The 18,105-nt window shown below is 66.9% G+C and carries 19 protein-coding genes and 1 tRNA gene; 12 read left to right on the forward strand and 8 right to left on the reverse strand.

Annotated features, from left to right (window positions below):
• Positions 1-116: 116 nt before the first annotated feature.
• The 3 genes from ABIE24_RS16000 to ABIE24_RS16010 form a co-directional block, all read right to left on the reverse strand.
• Complete coding sequence (locus ABIE24_RS16000; RefSeq protein WP_354501439.1) at positions 117-1,040, reverse strand: sugar ABC transporter permease; 924 nt, start codon at positions 1,038-1,040, stop codon at positions 117-119.
• Complete coding sequence (locus ABIE24_RS16005) at positions 1,040-2,665, reverse strand: ABC transporter permease subunit (protein WP_354501441.1); 1,626 nt, start codon at positions 2,663-2,665, stop codon at positions 1,040-1,042. Before ABIE24_RS16005 ends, ABIE24_RS16000 begins: the two co-directional genes overlap by 1 nt.
• A gap of 78 nt (positions 2,666-2,743) precedes the next feature.
• Complete coding sequence (locus ABIE24_RS16010) at positions 2,744-3,967, reverse strand: sugar ABC transporter substrate-binding protein (RefSeq protein WP_354501442.1); 1,224 nt, start codon at positions 3,965-3,967, stop codon at positions 2,744-2,746.
• A gap of 278 nt (positions 3,968-4,245) precedes the next feature.
• On the opposite strand from ABIE24_RS16010, the gene ABIE24_RS16015 reads away from it, so the two are divergent.
• Together ABIE24_RS16015 and ABIE24_RS16020 are read left to right on the forward strand one after the other, a co-directional pair.
• On the forward strand, positions 4,246-5,949 hold the full coding sequence (locus ABIE24_RS16015; protein ID WP_354501444.1) for a glycoside hydrolase family 13 protein: 1,704 nt from the start codon (positions 4,246-4,248) through the stop codon (positions 5,947-5,949).
• 100 nt (positions 5,950-6,049) lie between these two features.
• Positions 6,050-6,781 carry a VIT1/CCC1 transporter family protein gene (locus tag ABIE24_RS16020; protein WP_354501446.1) on the forward strand — a complete coding sequence of 244 codons (732 nt, stop codon included), beginning with the start codon at positions 6,050-6,052 and terminating at the stop codon, positions 6,779-6,781.
• Positions 6,782-6,787: 6 nt separating this feature from the next.
• Here the strand turns inward: ABIE24_RS16020 and ABIE24_RS16025 are convergent, their stop codons facing one another.
• On the reverse strand, positions 6,788-7,174 hold the full coding sequence (locus tag ABIE24_RS16025) for a winged helix-turn-helix transcriptional regulator (protein ID WP_354501447.1): 387 nt from the start codon (positions 7,172-7,174) through the stop codon (positions 6,788-6,790).
• 107 nt (positions 7,175-7,281) lie between these two features.
• Between ABIE24_RS16025 and ABIE24_RS16030 the strand changes: the two genes are divergently transcribed.
• Positions 7,282-8,136: an SDR family oxidoreductase gene (locus ABIE24_RS16030; protein ID WP_354501449.1), complete on the forward strand. Its 855-nt coding sequence runs from the start codon at positions 7,282-7,284 to the stop codon at positions 8,134-8,136.
• A 92-nt stretch (positions 8,137-8,228) separates the two neighbouring features.
• Here the strand turns inward: ABIE24_RS16030 and ABIE24_RS16035 are convergent, their stop codons facing one another.
• Both ABIE24_RS16035 and ABIE24_RS16040 read right to left on the reverse strand, forming a co-directional pair.
• Positions 8,229-9,044: an inositol monophosphatase family protein gene (locus ABIE24_RS16035; protein ID WP_354501450.1), complete on the reverse strand. Its 816-nt coding sequence runs from the start codon at positions 9,042-9,044 to the stop codon at positions 8,229-8,231.
• A gap of 33 nt (positions 9,045-9,077) precedes the next feature.
• Positions 9,078-9,653 (reverse strand): MarR family winged helix-turn-helix transcriptional regulator, encoded by a 576-nt coding sequence (locus ABIE24_RS16040; RefSeq protein ID WP_354501452.1) that lies wholly within the window; start codon positions 9,651-9,653, stop codon positions 9,078-9,080.
• Between the two features lie 68 nt (positions 9,654-9,721).
• Here ABIE24_RS16040 and ABIE24_RS16045 point away from each other — a divergent pair, with 68 nt between their 5' ends.
• The 5 genes from ABIE24_RS16045 (at position 9,722) to ABIE24_RS16065 (ending at position 13,751) form a co-directional block, all read left to right on the forward strand.
• Positions 9,722-10,297 carry an NADPH-dependent FMN reductase gene (locus ABIE24_RS16045; protein ID WP_354501454.1) on the forward strand — a complete coding sequence of 192 codons (576 nt, stop codon included), beginning with the start codon at positions 9,722-9,724 and terminating at the stop codon, positions 10,295-10,297.
• A gap of 187 nt (positions 10,298-10,484) precedes the next feature.
• Entirely contained in the window at positions 10,485-10,730 is a 246-nt protein-coding gene (locus ABIE24_RS16050; RefSeq protein ID WP_354501456.1) for a hypothetical protein, read from the forward strand.
• A 250-nt stretch (positions 10,731-10,980) separates the two neighbouring features.
• On the forward strand, positions 10,981-11,532 hold the full coding sequence (locus tag ABIE24_RS16055) for an NADPH-dependent FMN reductase (protein ID WP_354501458.1): 552 nt from the start codon (positions 10,981-10,983) through the stop codon (positions 11,530-11,532).
• A 22-nt stretch (positions 11,533-11,554) separates the two neighbouring features.
• Positions 11,555-12,082 (forward strand): flavin reductase family protein, encoded by a 528-nt coding sequence (locus ABIE24_RS16060; RefSeq protein WP_354501460.1) that lies wholly within the window; start codon positions 11,555-11,557, stop codon positions 12,080-12,082.
• 223 nt (positions 12,083-12,305) lie between these two features.
• Positions 12,306-13,751 (forward strand): FAD-binding oxidoreductase, encoded by a 1,446-nt coding sequence (locus ABIE24_RS16065; protein ID WP_354501461.1) that lies wholly within the window; start codon positions 12,306-12,308, stop codon positions 13,749-13,751.
• 91 nt (positions 13,752-13,842) lie between these two features.
• Here the strand turns inward: ABIE24_RS16065 and ABIE24_RS16070 are convergent.
• Both ABIE24_RS16070 and ABIE24_RS16075 read right to left on the reverse strand, forming a co-directional pair.
• A tRNA-Tyr gene (locus ABIE24_RS16070) sits at positions 13,843-13,924 on the reverse strand.
• Between the two features lie 88 nt (positions 13,925-14,012).
• On the reverse strand, positions 14,013-14,909 hold the full coding sequence (locus ABIE24_RS16075) for a PfkB family carbohydrate kinase (RefSeq protein ID WP_354501463.1): 897 nt from the start codon (positions 14,907-14,909) through the stop codon (positions 14,013-14,015).
• A gap of 126 nt (positions 14,910-15,035) precedes the next feature.
• Here ABIE24_RS16075 and ABIE24_RS16080 point away from each other — a divergent pair, with 126 nt between their 5' ends.
• The 4 genes from ABIE24_RS16080 (at position 15,036) to ABIE24_RS16095 (ending at position 18,076) form a co-directional block, all read left to right on the forward strand.
• On the forward strand, positions 15,036-16,052 hold the full coding sequence (locus ABIE24_RS16080) for a LacI family DNA-binding transcriptional regulator (protein ID WP_354501464.1): 1,017 nt from the start codon (positions 15,036-15,038) through the stop codon (positions 16,050-16,052).
• Positions 16,053-16,178: 126 nt separating this feature from the next.
• A complete protein-coding gene (locus ABIE24_RS16085) occupies positions 16,179-16,667 on the forward strand; it encodes a YajQ family cyclic di-GMP-binding protein (RefSeq protein ID WP_354501466.1) in 489 nt (162 codons plus the stop codon).
• A gap of 24 nt (positions 16,668-16,691) precedes the next feature.
• Positions 16,692-17,165 carry an SRPBCC family protein gene (locus ABIE24_RS16090; protein ID WP_354501468.1) on the forward strand — a complete coding sequence of 158 codons (474 nt, stop codon included), beginning with the start codon at positions 16,692-16,694 and terminating at the stop codon, positions 17,163-17,165.
• Positions 17,162-18,076, forward strand: coding sequence for an NAD-dependent epimerase/dehydratase family protein (locus ABIE24_RS16095; RefSeq protein ID WP_354501470.1), 915 nt, complete (start codon positions 17,162-17,164; stop codon positions 18,074-18,076). Before ABIE24_RS16090 ends, ABIE24_RS16095 begins: the two co-directional genes overlap by 4 nt.
• Positions 18,077-18,105 lie beyond the last annotated feature (29 nt).

Here is an 18,105-nt window from a genome sequence, read left to right on the forward strand (position 1 = left end):
CGGCCCACGGCATCCGCGCGCCCACTTCACGCACTCCGGACCAAAACACCCGGCGCAGCGCGTGAACTCGACCGCACCGAGTGAATTCGCGCCCAGGACGCGCCCGACCCGACCGCCTACTTGACCGAGCCGGCCGTCAGGCCGCTCACGATGTACTTCTGAAGGTAGAGGAACAGTGCCATCACCGGCAGCGCAGCGAGCACCGCGCCTGCGGCGAAGACGCCCCAGTTGGCCGTGAAGTCGTCGGAGACGAACTGGTACAGCCCGACGGCGAGCGTCTGCTTCTCGGGGGTGATCAGGATGACGCTCGAGATGACGAAGTCGTTGGTGGTGGCGATGAAGCTCAGCAACCCGACGACGGCGAGGATCGGTGCGACGAGGCGCAGGATGATCGTGAAGAAGATCCGCGCATGCCCGGCGCCGTCGAGCTTGGCGGCTTCGTCGAGCGAGTCAGGCACCGTGTTGAAGAAGCCGTACATCAGGTAGGTGTTCACACCGAGGGCGCCGCCGAGGTAGACCATGATGAGCGCGATCTGGTTGTCGAGGCCCAGGATCGGGAAGACCTCACCGAGGGTGGTGAGCAGCAGGAAGATCGCAACGACAGCGAGCAACTGAGGGAAGATCTGCACGATCAGCAACGACAGCAGGCCGACGCGGCGGCCGGTGAATCGCATCCGGCTGAAGCAGTAGGCGGCGAGCGCGCCGAGGAACACGGTGCCGAGGGCGGTCGTGATGCCGATGACGAGGGTGTTGGCGAACCATGCCGCATACGGACGCTCGGGCGAGGAGAACAACTCCACATAGTTCTCGACGCTCAGCGACGAGAACAGCCCGTTCGACTGCAGCAGCGTGCCGCTCCTGTTGAGCGATGCCGAGAGCACGTAGAGCAGCGGGAACACCGAGAAGACGACCATGGCGATGCCGACGAGGTGCCGCCACCCGGTGGCCGCGAACCAGCGGGAGAACCGGAACGGCCGCTTCGCGGGAAGGAGCGGGGTCGGTGTCGTCGTCTCGGGAAGGACGGGTGCTGTCACGGTCATTAGTTCAGATCCTCCAGGGCCTTGGTCTGCCGGAAGCCCACAATGGAGATGATCGCCACGATGAGGAAGATGAGGATGGAGAAGGCGCTGGCGAGGCCGTAGTCACGGCTCGCACCGACGAATGCCACCTTGTAGACCATCGAGATCAGGATGTCGGATGCTCCGACGTTGATACCGGCGGCAGCGTCGCGGGGTCCGCCGTTGGTGAGCATGTAGACGAGATTGAAGTTGTTGAAGTTGAACGCGAACGAGGCGATCAGGAGCGGGGCAATCGACACCAGCAGGAGCGGGAACTTGATGCGCCGGAACACCTGCCAGGGATTCGCGCCGTCCATCCTCGCTGCTTCCTGAAGCTCGTCCGGTATCGACTGGAGCGCCCCCGTGCAGACGAGGAACATGTACGGGAAGCCGAGCCAGAGGTTGACGAAGAGGATGCTTCCCTTGGCCAGCCACTCGTTGGTGAGCCAGGGTATCTCGGCGCCGCCGAGCAGCGCGAGGTTGACGAACCCGAAGTCCTTGTTGAGCATGCCGGCCCAGACGAGCGCGCCGAGGAACCCGGGGAACGCGTAGGGCAGGATCATGAGGACGCGGTAGAACTTGCGCCCGCGCATCCGCATGTCGTTGAAGACGATAGCGAGGAACAGGCCGAGGGCAAAGGTGGTCGCGACGCTGAGGATCGCGAATGCGAAGGTCCACGCGGTGACGCTGAGCAGCGGCCCGCGGATGCTCTCCTCGGTGAGCGCCTTGACGTAGTTCTCCGCGCCGACGACGACGCTCCAGCCGGGCAGGAGCTCCTCGCCGGCCTCTGACGTGAACGCCCCGTTGCCGGTGTCCGAATAGACGACCCCGGACTCGGCGTTCGTCATCGTGTCTGCGGATGCGTCGTACGACAGCGTCGACAGGTACAGGAACGCACTGGAACCATCAGGGGTGCGCAGCGCCCCGTCGTTCGGGTCATCCGAGAGCGGCACACTCATGGCCGCAATGGTGTCCTGGTTGGCGATGATGTCGGTGAAAGTCAGGGTGTTGTAGCCGGGAAGCGCGACGGCCTTGCCACCGGAGATCTCGGCGTCGGAGACCTCGCTGAGCGGTGTCTCCGTGTTGCCGACCGAGACGTCGCCGTCCGGGTCGGTGACGAGGAAGCTGAACTCACCGAGCCGTTCGACGACCGTGAGCCCGTAGCTCGGCGATTCGGGCACGCGGTACTGGGCGGACTGGATCAGCGAGGTGACGGCATCGTCTTTGGTGCTGTTGTGGCCGGTGCCGTAGTTCGTGAACGAGATGTATGCGGTGTACCCGATGACGAAGATCTGGAAGATGAGCAGAAAGACCAGTCCAGGTGCCAGATACTTGGCCGGCAGCATCCTCCTGGAGAAGTAGATGACGTTGATCGCTGCCGTGCCGATCACGACGATGGCGAAGAGAAGCCAGTCCTGCTTGAGCACGAGGATGAACAGGGCGTACACGGCGATCGCGTCGACGACGGCCAGCAGGCCGATCTTCACGAGAAGCGCGACGACACCGCCGGATGCCTGCTCGGCGATGCGACCGGCGCGCCTGGAGCGCTTCGATTCGGGGACCTCCGGGGAGGTGTCGTTCCTGGTGGGCAGGGTGCCTGTGCTCATTGTCGCCTCAGTGTGTGTGTCGATCGACGGGACGAAAACGCCGGCCGGGGATGCTGCCCGGCCGGCGTTCGCGTGTCGTTACTCTGCGATCGCGGCCTGGATGTCGGCGGCCATGGTGTCCCACAGCGTCGCCGGGGCACCGCCGTCGATGATCGCGGCCTCGGTGACGCCCCAGAACTGCCAGACCTTGCCCATCTGAGGGATGGACGGCTGCGGAGCGCCGGTGGCGCCGACCTCACCGAACGCGGCGACGATCGGGTCGGACGCGGCCGCTTCGAACGACGCGGTCAGCGCCGGCGGACGCTGGCCCTTTTCGAACAGGGCGGTCTGGACCTCTTCGGTGCCGATGAAGTTCGTGAGGAACTCGTTGGCGGCGAGGGTGTTCTTGCTCTTCGCCGAGACGAAGAAGCCCTGGACGCCGACGAACGGCTGGGCGACTTCGCCACCGGCCGACGGGATCGGGTCGACGGCCACGTCGATGCCGGCTTCCTGCGCCGGTCCGACGTTCCACGGTCCGGTGATGAAGAACGGGCTGGCGCCGGAGTTGAACTTCTCCTTGGCGATGTCACCGGTGATCGACGTGCTCAGCAGGCCGGCCGCGCCCTGCTCGGCGAGCCAGGCGGCGAACCCGGTGCCCGCGCCGATCTGGAGGTCGTCGGGGTTGTAGCTGCCGTCGGGGTTGGTGCCGAAGACCGGGGCGCCGAACGAGGTCTGGAACGGGTACATGTGGTACGGGTCGCCCTCGGCGGAGACCTGGATGAGGAACGGGAACTCGGTGCCTGCTGCCCTGCCGTCGGCGACCATGTCGTTGTAATCCGTGGGCGCCTCGGGCGCGAGAGCGGTGTTGCGCAGGAGCGCGATGTTCTCGATCGCGTACGGCACGCCGTAGGTCTTGCCCTCGTAGCTCATTGCCTGGATGGCGACGTCTTCGAAGCCAGCGGCGGTGTCGCCGAGTTCGATCGGCTGCACGACACCGTTGGTGACGAAGCCGCCGAGCCAGTCGTGCGCGCCGATGGTGATGTCGGGGCCCTTCCCGGAGGGAACCTGAGCCGTGAACTCCTCCTGGATCTTGCCGAAGTCCTTCTGGACGAGCTTGACCTTGACGCCGGACTCCTTGGTGAAGCTGGCGGCGGCATCCTTGAGGACGGGCGCGCGGTCTGCGTCGACCCAGACCGTCAGGGTCGTGTCCGCCTTGGCGTCATCGCCGGAGGAGGAGCCCCCGCCTGCGCAGCCGGCGAGTGCGAGCGTTGCGATCGTTGCGACCGCGCCCGCTTTCAGAAGTGAAGAGTTGTTCACCCTCATTGGTGTGTGCCTTTCATCGGGATCTGTCGAGCGAGTACCGGCCTCATTGCCTGTGCGGATGCCGGGTGCTGTGTCCCGGTTCCCCGTGCGGGGAACTCCTCGTCAGTGAAAGGCCGTTCTCTCGTGCCGGCATTTACTGCAAGCGTTTCCAGATATACCCGCTCGGAGATCAAAGTACAACCGCGGCTCGCAAGATGCTTGCGTAATCGTGACCTTCGAAAACCGATGCTGAGAGTAAGCGCTTCCACAGATGGAAGGACGTGCCTTAGAGTGGCGGCATGAATTCACGTACCAGCCCCGAGTGGTGGCGTTCGGCTGTCATTTACCAGATCTACCCCCGCTCGTTCGCGGATGCCAACGGCGACGGCCTGGGCGACCTGCCGGGCATCACGTCGCGGCTCACAGCCCTGCAGTCGCTCGGCGTTGACGCGATCTGGCTCTCCCCCTTCATGACCAGCCCCCAGAAGGATGCCGGTTACGACGTCTCGAATTACTGCGACGTCGACCCGATCTTCGGAACGCTCGACGACTTCGACGCCATGACGACGGCCGCGCACGCGAACGACATCCGGGTCATCGTCGACCTCGTACCCAACCACTCCTCGGACGCGCACCCCTGGTTTCAGGCCGCCCTCGCGGCCGCGCCGGGCTCGCCTGAGCGTGCGCGCTACATGTTCCGGGACGGACGCGGCCCCAATGGCGAACAGGCTCCGAACAACTGGCAGAGCGTGTTCGGCGGCCCGGCCTGGACCCGCACCGCGAATCCGGACGGAACCGGAGGCCAGTGGTACCTGCACATCTTCGATTCCAGCCAGCCCGACTTCGACTGGGGCAACGAGGAGGTCAGGGAGATGTTCCGCGGCGTGCTGCGGTTCTGGCTCGACCGCGGTGTCGACGGCTTCCGTGTGGATGTCGCCCACGGCATGGTCAAGGCCGATGGTCTGCCTGACTACACCCCGCCCCTCGAAGCCGGAAGCATGGGCGGCAGCACGCCGCTCGGCCTGGAACCCGGCATCGACGACTTCGAAGACATCGACGGCGGCGCTCCGTACTGGGGCCAGGAGGGTGTGCACGAGATCTACCGCGACTGGCACCTCCTGCTCGAAGAGTACGAGGGCGACCGTGTCCTCTGCGCCGAGGCGTGGGTGAACCCCCTGTCGAAGATGGCGGAATGGGTTCGCCCCGACGAGATGCAGCAGGCCTTCAACTTTCCGTACCTCGAGACGCCGTGGGAGGCATCCGACCTGCGCTCGGTCATCGACGAGTCACTCGAGGCATTCGGCGCGGTCGGAGCTCCGAGCACCTGGGTGCTTTCGAACCACGACGTCGTGCGACACGCCTCACGGCTCGCCCTGACGGCCGAGAACCCGCAGGGGCACGGAATCGGCCCGAAGAGCCCGGGCCAGCCGATCCGCGAGACGGGTCTGCGGCGTGCCCGCGCGGCATCCGCTCTCATGCTCGCACTGCCAGGAGGCGCGTACCTCTACCAGGGCGAGGAACTCGGACTCCCCGAGGTCATCGACCTGCCCGATGACGCCCGTCAGGACCCGACCTGGTTCCGCACGAACGGTGAACGGTATGGCCGTGACGGATGCCGCGTGCCGATTCCGTGGGAGGCCGGCGCCCCCGCGTACGGCTTCAACAGCACCGGCACCACCTGGCTGCCGCAGCCATCGGACTGGGACGGCTACGCCCGCGACGCCCAGGCCGGCGTGGCCGGATCGACGCTCGAGCTGTACCGTGAGGCCCTGCGGCTCCGCCGGGAGCACACCCTCGGGCTCGGTACCGTGTCCTGGCTCGACGGGTTCGGGGAGTCCGTTGCCGCATTCAGCAACGGGCCGGTCACCGTTCTCGCGAACACCGGGGATTCCGCCGTGGCCCTGCCTGCGGCGTTCGCCGGGGCTGAACTGCTGCTGGCGTCTGCGGACTTCGACGGGGCATCCGTCGCCGCCGACTCCACCATCTGGGTACGCACCCCGTAGGTTCGGTTACTCGTCCACGGGGCGGACGGCTTCGGCCGGCCGCCCCGTGTTGGTTTCGTCGAGGCTGTCGGGCACCGGCACCGGGTGCTTAGCTGGTCCCATGAGGGCAGAGGATGCCGCGGCGAGCGGCCAGCATACGAACGAACCGCACGCAAACGGTATCGCGTCGCGCCTGAACTGGCTCCGCGCGGGGGTGCTCGGCGCGAACGACGGGATCGTATCCGTTGCGGCGATCGTCGTCGGTGTGGCCAGTGCTACGAGCGCGTTCTTCCCGATCCTCACCGCAGGGATGGCCGGGCTGGTCGGTGGTGCCATCTCGATGGCGCTCGGTGAGTACGTGTCGGTCTCGAGCCAGCGCGACAGCGAGCGTGCGCTCGTCGCCCGGGAGCGGCGGGAACTGCGCGAGATGCCCGAGGAGGAGCTCGACGAGCTGACCGGGATGCTCCGCGACCGCGGGCTGTCGGCGTCGACAGCGCGGCAGGTCGCCGTGGAACTGACCGACCGCGACCCCCTCGCCGCGCACCTCTCGCTCGAACTGAACATCGTCGAGGACGACATCGCGAACCCCTGGCACGCGGCCGTGGCATCCGCTGTGGCGTTCACGATCGGCGCCATCCTGCCCATGCTCGCGATCCTCCTGCCCCCGGTGGAGGTCAGGATCCCGCTCACCTTCACCGCGGTTCTTCTCGCCCTCGCCCTCACCGGGGCGCTCGGTGCGAAACTCGGCGGGAGTCCGCTCCTCAGACCGACGATCCGGGTCGTCGTCGGCGGAGCGCTCGCCCTCGGTGCCACGTTCGCGATCGGTTCCCTGCTCGGCACCACTGTCGCGTGACACCCGTCAGTCGCGGACGATCTGTTCGGCGTTCGCCGTAACCCAGCGCAGCAGCGGCAGCAGTTGCTCCGCCAGTTCGTGACCGAGTTCGGTGAGGCTGTACTCCACCCGCGGCGGGATGGTGGGGTGGGCGTCGCGCAGCACGAAGCCGTCGGCTTCGAGCGTGCGGAGCGTCTGGGCGAGCATCTTCTCGCTGATGCCCTCGATGCTCCGGCGGAGCTCGCCCCAGCGCAGCGTGTCGCCCGACAAGGCGACGAGGATGAGCACGCCCCACTTGCTCGTCACGTGGTCGAGCACCACCCGGCTCGCACAATTCGCTGCGAACACGTTGGCACGGGAATCCGGGGATCCCACCAGTTCGGCGAGCCGATCGGCCACTGCTTTCGTCTTCATCCGAGTAGCTTACCTAAAAGTGGGTACCTCCAATCGGGAAGTACCAGGCCCGGCCCGTGGTTCCATCGAGGGACGGGCCCGCATCCGCGGGCTCACGAAAGGAACTCATGACCATCGTCGTCACCGGAGCAACCGGATCCCTCGGCCGCCTCATCGTCGAGCACCTTCTCACCCGCGGCACGGCCCCCGACCAGATCGTCGCGGCCGGCCGCAACACGGCAAAGCTCGCCGAGCTCGACGCCCTCGGGGTACACACCGCCGTCATCGACTACGCGGACCGTCCGAGCCTCGACGTGGCGTTCGCCGGTGCCGACACTCTCATGCTTGTCTCCGGCAGCGAAGTCGGTCGCCGTGTCGAGCAGCACTCAAATGCCATCAACGCCGCGAAAGCCGCCGGAATCACGCGAATCGTGTACACGAGCACGTCGCAGGCCGACACCTCCGCGCTGATCCTGGCGCCGGAGCACAAGGCGACCGAGGAGCTTCTCCAGGCCTCAGGCATCCCCTTCACCCTCCTCCGCAACGGGTGGTACACCGAGAACTACGAGGGCACGATCCCCCAGGTTCGTGCCACCGGCGTCTACCTTGCCAGCGCCGGAGACGGGCGCATCGCCAGCGCGTCACGCACCGACTATGCGGAGGCTGCAGCGATCGTGCTCACCGCCGATGGCCACGAGGGCGCCGTGTACGAGCTGTCAGGGGACGTCGCCTGGGATGGCCACGACCTGGCCACGGCGTTGAGCGATGTGGTGGGACGCGACGTTACCTTCTCGTCGGTGAGCCCCGAAGAGCACACCGTCGCCCTCACCGGCGCAGGACTCGACGCGGGCACCGCCGGCTTCCTTGTGGCCCTCGATGCGAACACCCGCGACGGCCTGCTCGCAGCCACAACCGGTGACCTCGCGCGGCTTCTCGGCCGGCCAACGACCCCGCTGCGCGACGGACTCGCCGCCATCGCCTAGCTTCCGCAGGGCCTTCCGCGCGGCCTGAACGCTCGACAGGAGCGAACGACCCGTTTGGGGCGTCGCTTCCTGTCGAGCGTTTTCCTCTGCGCTCAGCTGGGAATGGATGCCTCGGCGCCGGCGTCGAGAAGCAACTCATGCAGAACGTCGAAAAGCTCGGGGTCCGCGGCCAGGGTGAAGTCGGCACTGGCTGCGGCTCCGTGCAGGCCGGCGACCCGGGCACCGGCCTCCTGCGCGATCAGGGCCCCGGCAGCGTGGTCCCACGGGTTGAGGCCGCGTTCGTAGTATCCGTCGAGGCGGCCGCAGGCGACCGAGCAGAGGTCGAGTTCGGCCGATCCCATCCGGCGGATGTCACGGACCTGGCCGATGAGGTGCTGCACAACGCCGGCCTGCCAGATCCGCCGCTCGGCGCTGTACGCGAATCCGGTTCCCAGGAGAGCGAGCGGGGCGGGCACCCCTTGAGTGGAGTGGATCGTTTCGCCGTTGAGCGTCGCCCCCTCACCCAGCGCTGCCGAGAACGTCTCACCGGCGGCCGGGTTCGTCACCGTCGCGGCGAGCGCCTTCCAGGTGAGCGGGTCCGGTTCGCCTTCGACGACGGCGATGCTCACGGCATAGTTGGGGATGCCGTAGAGGTAGTTGACGGTGCCGTCGATCGGGTCGACGACCCAGGTCAGGCCGCTCGTGCTCGATGACGCCTCTGACTCCTCGCCGAAGAACCCGTCGTGGGGTCTGGCGTCCGCCAGCAGGCTTCGGATGAGGGCTTCGGATTCGTGATCGGCGAGGGTGACGACATCCTCGACCGACGACTTCGAGGTCGTGGCCGGCACGCCCTCGGTCCGGCGCCGGAGGATGAGTTCGCCGGCTCTCAGGGCGATCTCGGTGGCCAGGTTCTGCAGCTCGCGTGTCATGGCACCAACGCTAGACCACGAGCGCGGCCGGGCTCAGGCGCCCGGCTCGCAGGCATTCTGGGACGAGTTCCCAGGAGGGCATGACACGCCCGCCGACCCCGCCCAGAGCCCGTCTTCGGCGATGCGGGCACGGATCCGGGTCAGCGCCGACTCGAGCACATCCTGTTCGGCGGGGGTAAGCGGATCGAACACGACCTCGCGCACGAAGGTCACGTGCCCGGGCGCTGCCGCGCGGATCGCCGCCCATCCGGCGTCGGTGAGGACGACATCCTGGCCGCGGCCGTCGAGATCGGAGTGCATCCGCTCCACGACACCCTTCGCTTCCATCCTGCCCATGAGATGCGACAGCCGGCTGCGCTGCCAGCCGAGTTCCGCGGCGAGGTCTCCCGCCCGCATCCGCGCCTCGGGTGTCTCGGACAGCGTCGAGAGGACCGAGTACTCGACGATGGAGAGGGACGAGTCGCGCTGCGCCTGCCGGTCGAGGGCAGCGGGGAATCCCCAGATGAACTCGCGGAGGGTGAGCCACACCTGTTTCTCGCGCTCGTCCAGCCACCGCGTTGACTGGGAGTTGTCTGCGTTCATCACCTGGACCTCCCATTTAGTTGACACGACAATCAAAGTCCGGCAGACTTCCTCTGTCAGACTAATTGACACATCAACTATTGGAAAGGTCTTCAATGACTAAGATCGCCATCGTCACCGGAAGCACCCGTCCCGGCCGCGTCAACCGCGGCGTTGCCGAGTGGGTACTCGCACAGGCGCAACTGCGCTCGGATGCAGAGTTCGAACTGGTCGACATTGCCGACTTCAACCTTCCGCTGCTCGACGAGGCGTACCCGGCCGCGTACCAGAACTACACGAACGACCACACCAAGGTCTGGGCCGAGAAGATTTCCGAGTTCGACGGCTTCGTCTTCATCACGGGTGAGTACAACCACACCGTCACCCCCGCGCTCGCCAACGCCCTGTCCTACCTGAACGCCGAGTTCAGCAACAAGGCGGCCGGCATCGTCGGCTACGGTTCGGCCATGGGCGTCCGCGCAGCCGAGCACCTCCGTGGGATCCTCTCCGAACTGCAGATCGCTCACGTTCAGAAGACCGGCATGTTCAGCCTCTTCACCGATTTCGAGAACTTCAGCACCTTCGCTCCGACCGAGCAGTCGGCAGCGACGCTCGCACCGGTTCTCGACCAGCTCGTGCCGTGGACCAAGGCACTCGAGTCCGTTCGCGCCGAGGCTCTCGTCGCCGCGTAATCTGCTTTCTCCAACAGGGTGCCCCCGCCGTCGGCGGGGCACCCTGTTGGAGTTAAGGCATCGCGCCGCCTGACGAAAAGCGGGAAAGTCAAGCCACCGTCGAAAGAGGCAGACGACCATAGGCTGAAGTCCGGAGCGGCCATTCCGTCAATAATTTCTGCCGCACCGTTGGGGGATTGCAAAACACATGACAATCAGTAGCGAAACGTTGACCCACGACCCCGTGACAATGCAGGCAGTGCCTCCGGCACCCATCGAGCGGACCCACTTCACCCGGATGGGCGGGATCTACGCCTGGGTCCTCGTGACGGTCGCCATCTTCTTTCTCGCGGCGATGCTCGCCGGGATGGAGGACGCCCAGGCGTCCTCTGCAGGCGACACCCCGAACGACCGCGTGAGCGTGGCCGTACGGGATCAGCCTCGGGGCGAGTGAACGACACAGGACCCGGTTGGTGAGGGCACCTCCTGCGTTCGTCGCGGTGATCCTCGCGTAATACGGTCGTAACGTTCGGCGGCGATACTGAGAAAGCAACGTAAGCCGTTGCGGGCTTACCGGGCCAAAAAATCTCGGGGGCGTGTGAGAGATACCGGCGTCTCCACCCTCGGCAAGCGGTCTGATCGTTCGTCCGGGTGGTCGCGGACGGCATCCTCATTTCCTGTCAATCGGTATGAAGTGAGAAGCTATGGCACTGAAGGCGATGGTCGTCGTCGGCAATCCGAAGCCGAAGTCGCGCACCCTCAAGGTTGCGACAACCCTGGTCGAGACACTCCTCGTCCCTGGCACGTACGACCTCGAGGTCATCGATCTGGCCGACCACACGGCCGAGATCTTCGCGTGGCCATCGGACGAGATGGCGGCACTCAACGCCCGTGTGGCGCAGAGTGATCTTGTCGTCTTCGCGTCGCCCACCTACAAGGCCAGTTACACCGGCCTTCTGAAGGCGTTCCTCGACCGCTATCCGGCGAACGGGCTCGCGGGGGTGACAGCCATCCCCGTGCACACCGGCGCCGACCTGTCCCACGCCATGGGGCCGACGGTCAACCTCGCACCACTGCTGGTGGAGCTCGGGGCCGTCGTTCCCGGCCGCGGGTTCTATTTCGTGGCCGGGCAGATGGACCAGCTCGACGAGATCGTCGGGCAGGCCGCCGCGGAATACGCCGCCAACCTCGGCCGCCTGTCGGCCGTCGCCGCGAGCACGCGCGGTGCCGCTTCTCCTTCATCATCGGCTGTCTAACCGCAACGGGGAGCTGAATAACATGACAATCGCCCCAGAACAGACGATGACCACCCACCCCGCGTTCGACCCCCGCGTTTTCCGCGACACCCTCGGGCACTACGCCTCGGGCATCACGATCATCAGCGGCATCGACGAAGAAGGACCCGTGGGATTCACCTGCCAGTCGTTCTACTCGGTCTCCACCGAACCACCGCTCGTGTCGTTCAGCGTCATGACGAACTCGACCACCTATCCCCGCGTGCGGGAAACCGGGCGGTTCGCCGTGAACGTTCTCGCACACGACCAGCACACGGTGTCCAATCAGTTCGCACGCAAGGGCACCGACAAATGGGCGGGCATCGACTGGTCCCCCACCCAGGCCGGAAACCCCGTGATCTCGAACACCCTCATGTGGCTCGACTGCGAGATCTGGGCCGAGCATGAGGCCGGCGACCACTACATCGTCATCGGCCGGGTCCACCAGATGAGCCCGCCGGAGTGGCACACAGCGGACCCCCTGCTCTACTTCAAGGGCCAGTACCGGCACCTGCGCGACCTCGAGGGGTGAGCTGTTCGCCGCCCGGGCTGGAGCGCCCGCAGCCCGGGTTCGGCGAACATGTCAAGGACCGAGGTCTCGGGTATTTCCGCTTCAATTCGACCGTATTTCGCGTGTGAGAACTCGGACGGAAATCGCCGGTATCGGCCAATCAGACTCCCGCCCAGCGGTTAGTTTTGACATCCCGATCGAAAATCCCTCCGTCGGAGAACCGACCGAAAGGCTCCAGCCGTCGATGATCACCACTGACACCGGGATCCCCGGCACGATCCCCGCACCTGAGACGGACGTCAGCGCCGTGGTCGCCGACCTGAACCGCGTCCTCCCAGCCGGAGCCGTGTCGATCGACCCGGACGCCCTCGACGAAGTGGCGCATGACCGTTCCCATCACCACTACGCCCGCCCGGCAGTGGTCGTCCGGTGCACCAGCACGGAGCAGGTTTCGGCGACACTCGCCGTATGCCATCGGCATCGGATACCCGTTGTCCCCCGAGGGTCAGGCACCGGACTCGAGGGCGCCTCCAACGCCAGGGACGGCGTGGTTGTGCTCGACCTGCGGGGAATGGACGCGATTGTGGCCGTGCACCCCCAGGATTTCGACGCGGTGGTGCAGCCCGGGCTGATGAAGAGCGTCCTCAACGCCCGGCTCCGCGAGGACGGCCTGTTCTTTCCTGCGGGCCCGGGCGTCGACGCGTCGATGGGAGGCATGCTTTCCACCCGGGCAAGCGGCACGAACGCCGTGCGGTACGGCACGATGCGCGAGAACGTGATGGCGCTGACGGTGGTGCTGGCCGACGGCCGCGTCATCCGCACCGGTTCGCGCACTCGCAAGTCTGCCGCCGGGTACGACCTCACGCACCTGTTCGTGGGCGCCGAAGGCACTCTCGGCGTCATCACCGAGGCGGTCGTGAGGGTTCACGGCATCCCCCGCCACAGCGCGGCGATGATCTGCGGCTTCACCGCCCTGTCCGACGCCACCGACGTCGTCTATGAGGCGCTGCGCCGGGAGATCCCGATCTCCCGGGTGGAGCTGCTCGACACGCCGTCGATGGTGGCCATCAACCGGTTCACCGGCTCCGGGTTCGCCGAAGTTCCCACGCTCATCTTCGAGGTGCAGGGCAGTGAGGCCGCGGTGACCGAGGAGTTGCGCGTCCTCGCCGCTCTCGCCGGGGAGCGCGGGGCGATCGACCTGCAGTCGTCGCATGATCCCGTGACCATCGACGCAATCTGGAGTGCACGGCACGACGCCCTGCCCGCTTCTGCCGCCCTGGTCGACGGTGCGCACACCTGGTCCACCGATGTCTGCGTGCCGATCAGCCGGCTCGCCGAGTGCATCGCGCTCACCCAGGCGGATGTCGAAGCGGCCGGGCTGCTGGCCCCGATCGTCGGCCACGTCGGCGACGGCAACTTCCACCTGGCCTTCGTGCTCGTCCCCGGCGACGAGGACTCGCTTGCCAAGGCGCACGAGGTCAACGACCGGCTGATCACCCGCGCCCTGGCGATGGATGGCACCTCCACCGGCGAGCACGGCATCGGGTTCGGCAAGAAACCGGCGTTGCGGCAGGAACACGGAGACTCACTCGAGGTGATGGCCGCGATCAAACTGGCCCTCGACCCGCACCGGCTGCTGAACCCCGGCGTGATGCTCGACGACGAAGCCTTCCGGGCGGCTCAGGCCTGACCCGGGACCGCGGCGAGGGAGCCACCCCCGAACGAAAAAAGCCCCTTCAGAGTGAAGGGGCTTTCGGGTTGTTCGATGCACAATCCCAGCGTGGCGAGTGAGGGATTCGAACCCCCGAATGCTGAGCAGTCTGATTTACAGTCAGATCCCTTTGGCCGCTTGGGTAACTCGCCAGACGCACTCGACCGACTTGTACAGACAACCGAAGGCGCTTGAAAATAGTACTCTGTGACGGAGCTTTTCCGCGAATCGGCGGGCGCTTCACGCCACCGGCGGCAGCTGCAGCAGCGCACCGGAACTTCGGCAGGTGTGAGCGGCGATGAGCATGGCGTCGTCGAGCAGCCGGCCCCACTCCGCGTCGCCCGCCGGGAACCCTGCCGTGACGAGGGTGTGCACCACTGCGGCGAGCGTGGCATCCCCCGCTCCCATCGTGTCGACGACGGGTCCGGGCAGGTCAACGATGGGGCGTGAGACGGTCGTCGTCGGCGTCGAGACGGATGCCCCGCTCCGGCCGGCCGTCGCCAGCACGTTCGCCGCACCGACCTGCCTCAGTCGCGCAACGAGTTGCGGCAGGTCGGTGCCGTAGAGCAGCTGGGCATCCTCATCGCCGACCTTGCAGAGCAGGGAGGCCGCCGCCAGGCGCTCGAAGTTCGACACGAACCGCCCAGCGTCGTGCAGCATCCCCGCGCGTGGGTTCGGGTCGAGAACGAGCCGGCGCGCGGGGTTCGCCACCGACTCTTCCAGAGCGGCGGCTTGCTCGTCATCGTCGAACGGAAAGCAGCTGACCACGACGAGGCGGGCATCGGCGATCGCCAGCCGCTCCTCGTCGCCGAACACGATGCGGCGAGCCCGGGCGGCGGCGTTGAAGACGTACCGGGGCTCGCCCTCGGTGCGGTCGCTCGTCGCACGGGACGAGCCGAGCAGGCCGGGGGTCGCGAGCAGCTCCACACCGTACTGGTCGAGGAAAGCGCGGATGCGCTGTCCGTCGGCGTCGTCACCGACCATCGCGATCAGGGTGGTGGGCACGCCGAGCCGGGACAATCCGACGGCGACGTTGAGCGCGGCACCGCCGACGAAATCCTGGCTCCCGGCGGCATCCCGGAGCTCGTCGATGAGCGCGTCACCGACGACAACCACTCGTTCATCGTCCCTGTGCATGGGCATCCCCCTTCGTCCGTTACCGAGCGTCCCACACCGGCGTGCGCGGCGCCACCGCCCGTCGTGTGTGCCGCGGTGCGTCGCTAAGCTTGCCACTGGCATCCACTCTTACCCAAAGGGGTCCCCATGGCGGGCATCGACGAGGTCGCGCGTCTGGCCGGCGTCTCGACGGCAACGGTGTCACGGGCGCTCAGCGGCCGGGGCTACGTCTCCGAGGCGACCCGGTTGAAGGTCGCCCAGGCCGCCGCCGACCTCGACTACGTCGTGTCGTCGAACGCGTCGAGCCTCGCCTCCGGCCGAACCCGCAACGTCGGGGTCGTCGTGCCGTTCCTCAACCACTGGTTCTTCGCCTCCGTCATCGAGGGTGCGGAGAGCGCCCTGCTCCGCCAGGGCTACGACCTGACCCTGTACAACCTCACCGGGGGCGGCGAGGAGCGCAAGAGCGTGTTCGACCACTTCCTGCTGCGGCAACGGGTCGACGCGGTCATCGCGATCGGCCTCGAACTCACCGAGGCCGAAGTCTCGAGCCTGCACGCGATGGGTAAACCGCTGATCGGGGTGGGTGGACCCATTCCCGGGGTGTTCAGCCTCACCATGGACGACGTCGCCGTCGCCCGGCTCGCCACCGAACACCTGCTCGGCCTCGGCCACACCCGCATCGCCCACATCGGGGGCGGCAAGGAGTTCGACCTCGACTTCCACCTGCCGTCCAACCGGCGCATCGGCTACGAGGGTGCGCTGCAGGATGCCGGTGTGCCGGTCGACCAGTCCCTGTTCCGTCCGGCGGACTTCACCTTGCCCGGCGGTTACGAGGCGGCCAAGCAACTGCTCGGCAGCCCGCACAACCGGCCGACCGCGATCGTGGCCTCCTCCGACGAGATGGCGATCGGCAGCATCCTCGCCGCCCGCGATCTCGGCCTCCACGTTCCCCAGGATCTCTCCATCGTCGGTATCGACGATCACCAGCTGTCGGCGTTCTTCGGCCTGACGACGATCGCGCAGTTCCCCCGTCGGCAGGGCGAGCACGCCGTCGAGGCGCTGATGCAGCTGCTCGAGCCGACCGCGGATGCCCCGGAGAGCACCGCCGTGCCGCTGCCGTACGAGCTCATCGTGCGCTCGTCGACGGCGCGGCCCGCGCCCTGACGTCGCCAGGTCACCCACTACGGTCGAAGTCACCCGGCGCACCGGGTGACCCCGTCCGGATCGGATGACGTCGGGGCCCGCCAGCGCCCCTGCCCCTTCTCCCGCGGAAAGCCGTAGGCTGGGCCCATGGCAGATTCATCGTTTGACGTCGTCAGCAAGGTCGACAAGATGGAGGCGGACAACGCCCTCCACCAGGCGCACAAGGAGATCGAGCAGCGCTACGACTTCAAAGGCACCGGGGCGTCCATCGCGCAATCCGGCGACAAGATCCTCATGAAGGCGAACAGCGAAGAGCGCGTGAAGGCGATCCTCGACGTGTTCCAGACCAAGCTCATCAAGCGCGGCATCTCGCTCAAGAGCCTCGAGTCCGGCGACCCATACGCGAGCGGCAAGGAGTACCGCATCGAAGCGGAGCTCAAAGACGGCATCACGCAGGAGAACGCGAAGAAGATCAACAAGATCATCCGCGACGAGGGCCCGAAGGGCGTCAAAAGCCAGATCCAGGGCGACGAGCTGCGTGTGCAGTCGAAGAGCCGCGACGACCTCCAGGAGACGATCGCCCTGCTCAAGGGCAAGGACCTCGACATCGACCTGCAGTTCATCAACTTCCGCTAAAGCCAGGGATGTGACTGCGGAGTCATGGGCGTCATCGAGTTCACCCTGACCCGCGTCGTGCATGCGGAGATTTCGGATGTCTTCGCCCGGCTGGCCGACATCAACGGGTACAACGAGTGGATGCCCAAAAAGGGAAGTACGCTGCGGCGCACCCAGCAGACCTCGCCCGGGCCACCCGCCCTCGGAACGACGTACCGTGACCAGACGACCTTTGGTCCGACTCCCGGCGAGATCGTCGGGTTCCAGCCGCCGCACGCGCTGGTGTACCACTGGTGGGACACGTCCAAACGAGGCACGGTCACGCTCGAGGGATGGCCTGCGTACCGACTCGAACCGAGCGCTGAAGGCTCCACGCTCGTGCATCACGACGCCAGGCTGCAGACGTACGGGATGTACCGGCTGGCGACCGGCCTTCTGCGCAGGATAGCGAAGAAGGAACGAACCGTCACGCTCGAGGCTCTTGCAGCGTCCTTCGAGACGAGCAGGCGTTCGCCGTGAGTGTTCTCGTCCTGGGTGCCGGGGCGGTCGGGTCGACCACGACCCGCGCCTTCCTGGATCGCGGCCTCGACGTTCTCGTGGCGACACGGTCGGCGACGGCTGTGCCCGGCGCCGCGGCCGTCGGGCTCGACGCCGGCGACGCCGACGCACTCACCCGGGCAGCGACCGGACGCTCGACGATCGTCGTCTGCACGAATCCGCCGTACCACCGCTGGCGCATCGAGTGGCCTCCGATCGTGGATGCCGTTCTCCGCGCCGCGCGGACGACGGGAGCGGACATCGTGATGATGGGTACCCTCTACTCGTACGGGCGGGCCACGATGCCGATGACCGAGCATTCCCCGGAGGAACCCGCCGAGTCGAAAGGCGAGGTGCGGCGCGACATCTGGTCGGCCTTCCGCTCGGCCACCGAGCGCGGCGACGTGCGCGCGGTCGAGGTGCGCGCGAGCGACTACTTCGGCCCGGGCGCGGGAGCCGAGGCCCACCTCGGCACGCGCTTCTTCGACCCGATCCTCGCCGGCAAACGGTCCACCGCGATCGGCGACCCCTCGTTGATGCACAGCTGGGCGTACCTGCCCGACATCGCGAGCACGCTCGTCGCGGCATCCGGGTTTCCCGGCGACTGGAGGCGCATCTGGCATGTCCCGGCCGCGACGACACTGAGCCGCACCGAGATCTGCGAACAGGTCAACGACCGTTACGGGGTTCGCGGGTCGATCTCCGGTCTGCCGGACTGGCTGCTTCGCGGGGTCGGCGTGTTCAATCCGGTCCTGCGGGAGGTCGCGGCGTCGAGCTATCAGTTCCGGATGCCGTTCTTCTCGGATGCCGCCGAAACCGAACGGGAACTCGGGGTGCGGGCCACCGACTGGGACGCGGCCCTCGACGCAACCGTGGCGTTCTACCGCGCGTAGCCACCCCGTCGCGAGTTGCTGAACGTGAG

It is taken from the genome of Mycetocola sp. 2940, assembly GCF_040548835.1.
Lineage (GTDB): Bacteria > Actinomycetota > Actinomycetes > Actinomycetales > Microbacteriaceae > Mycetocola_A.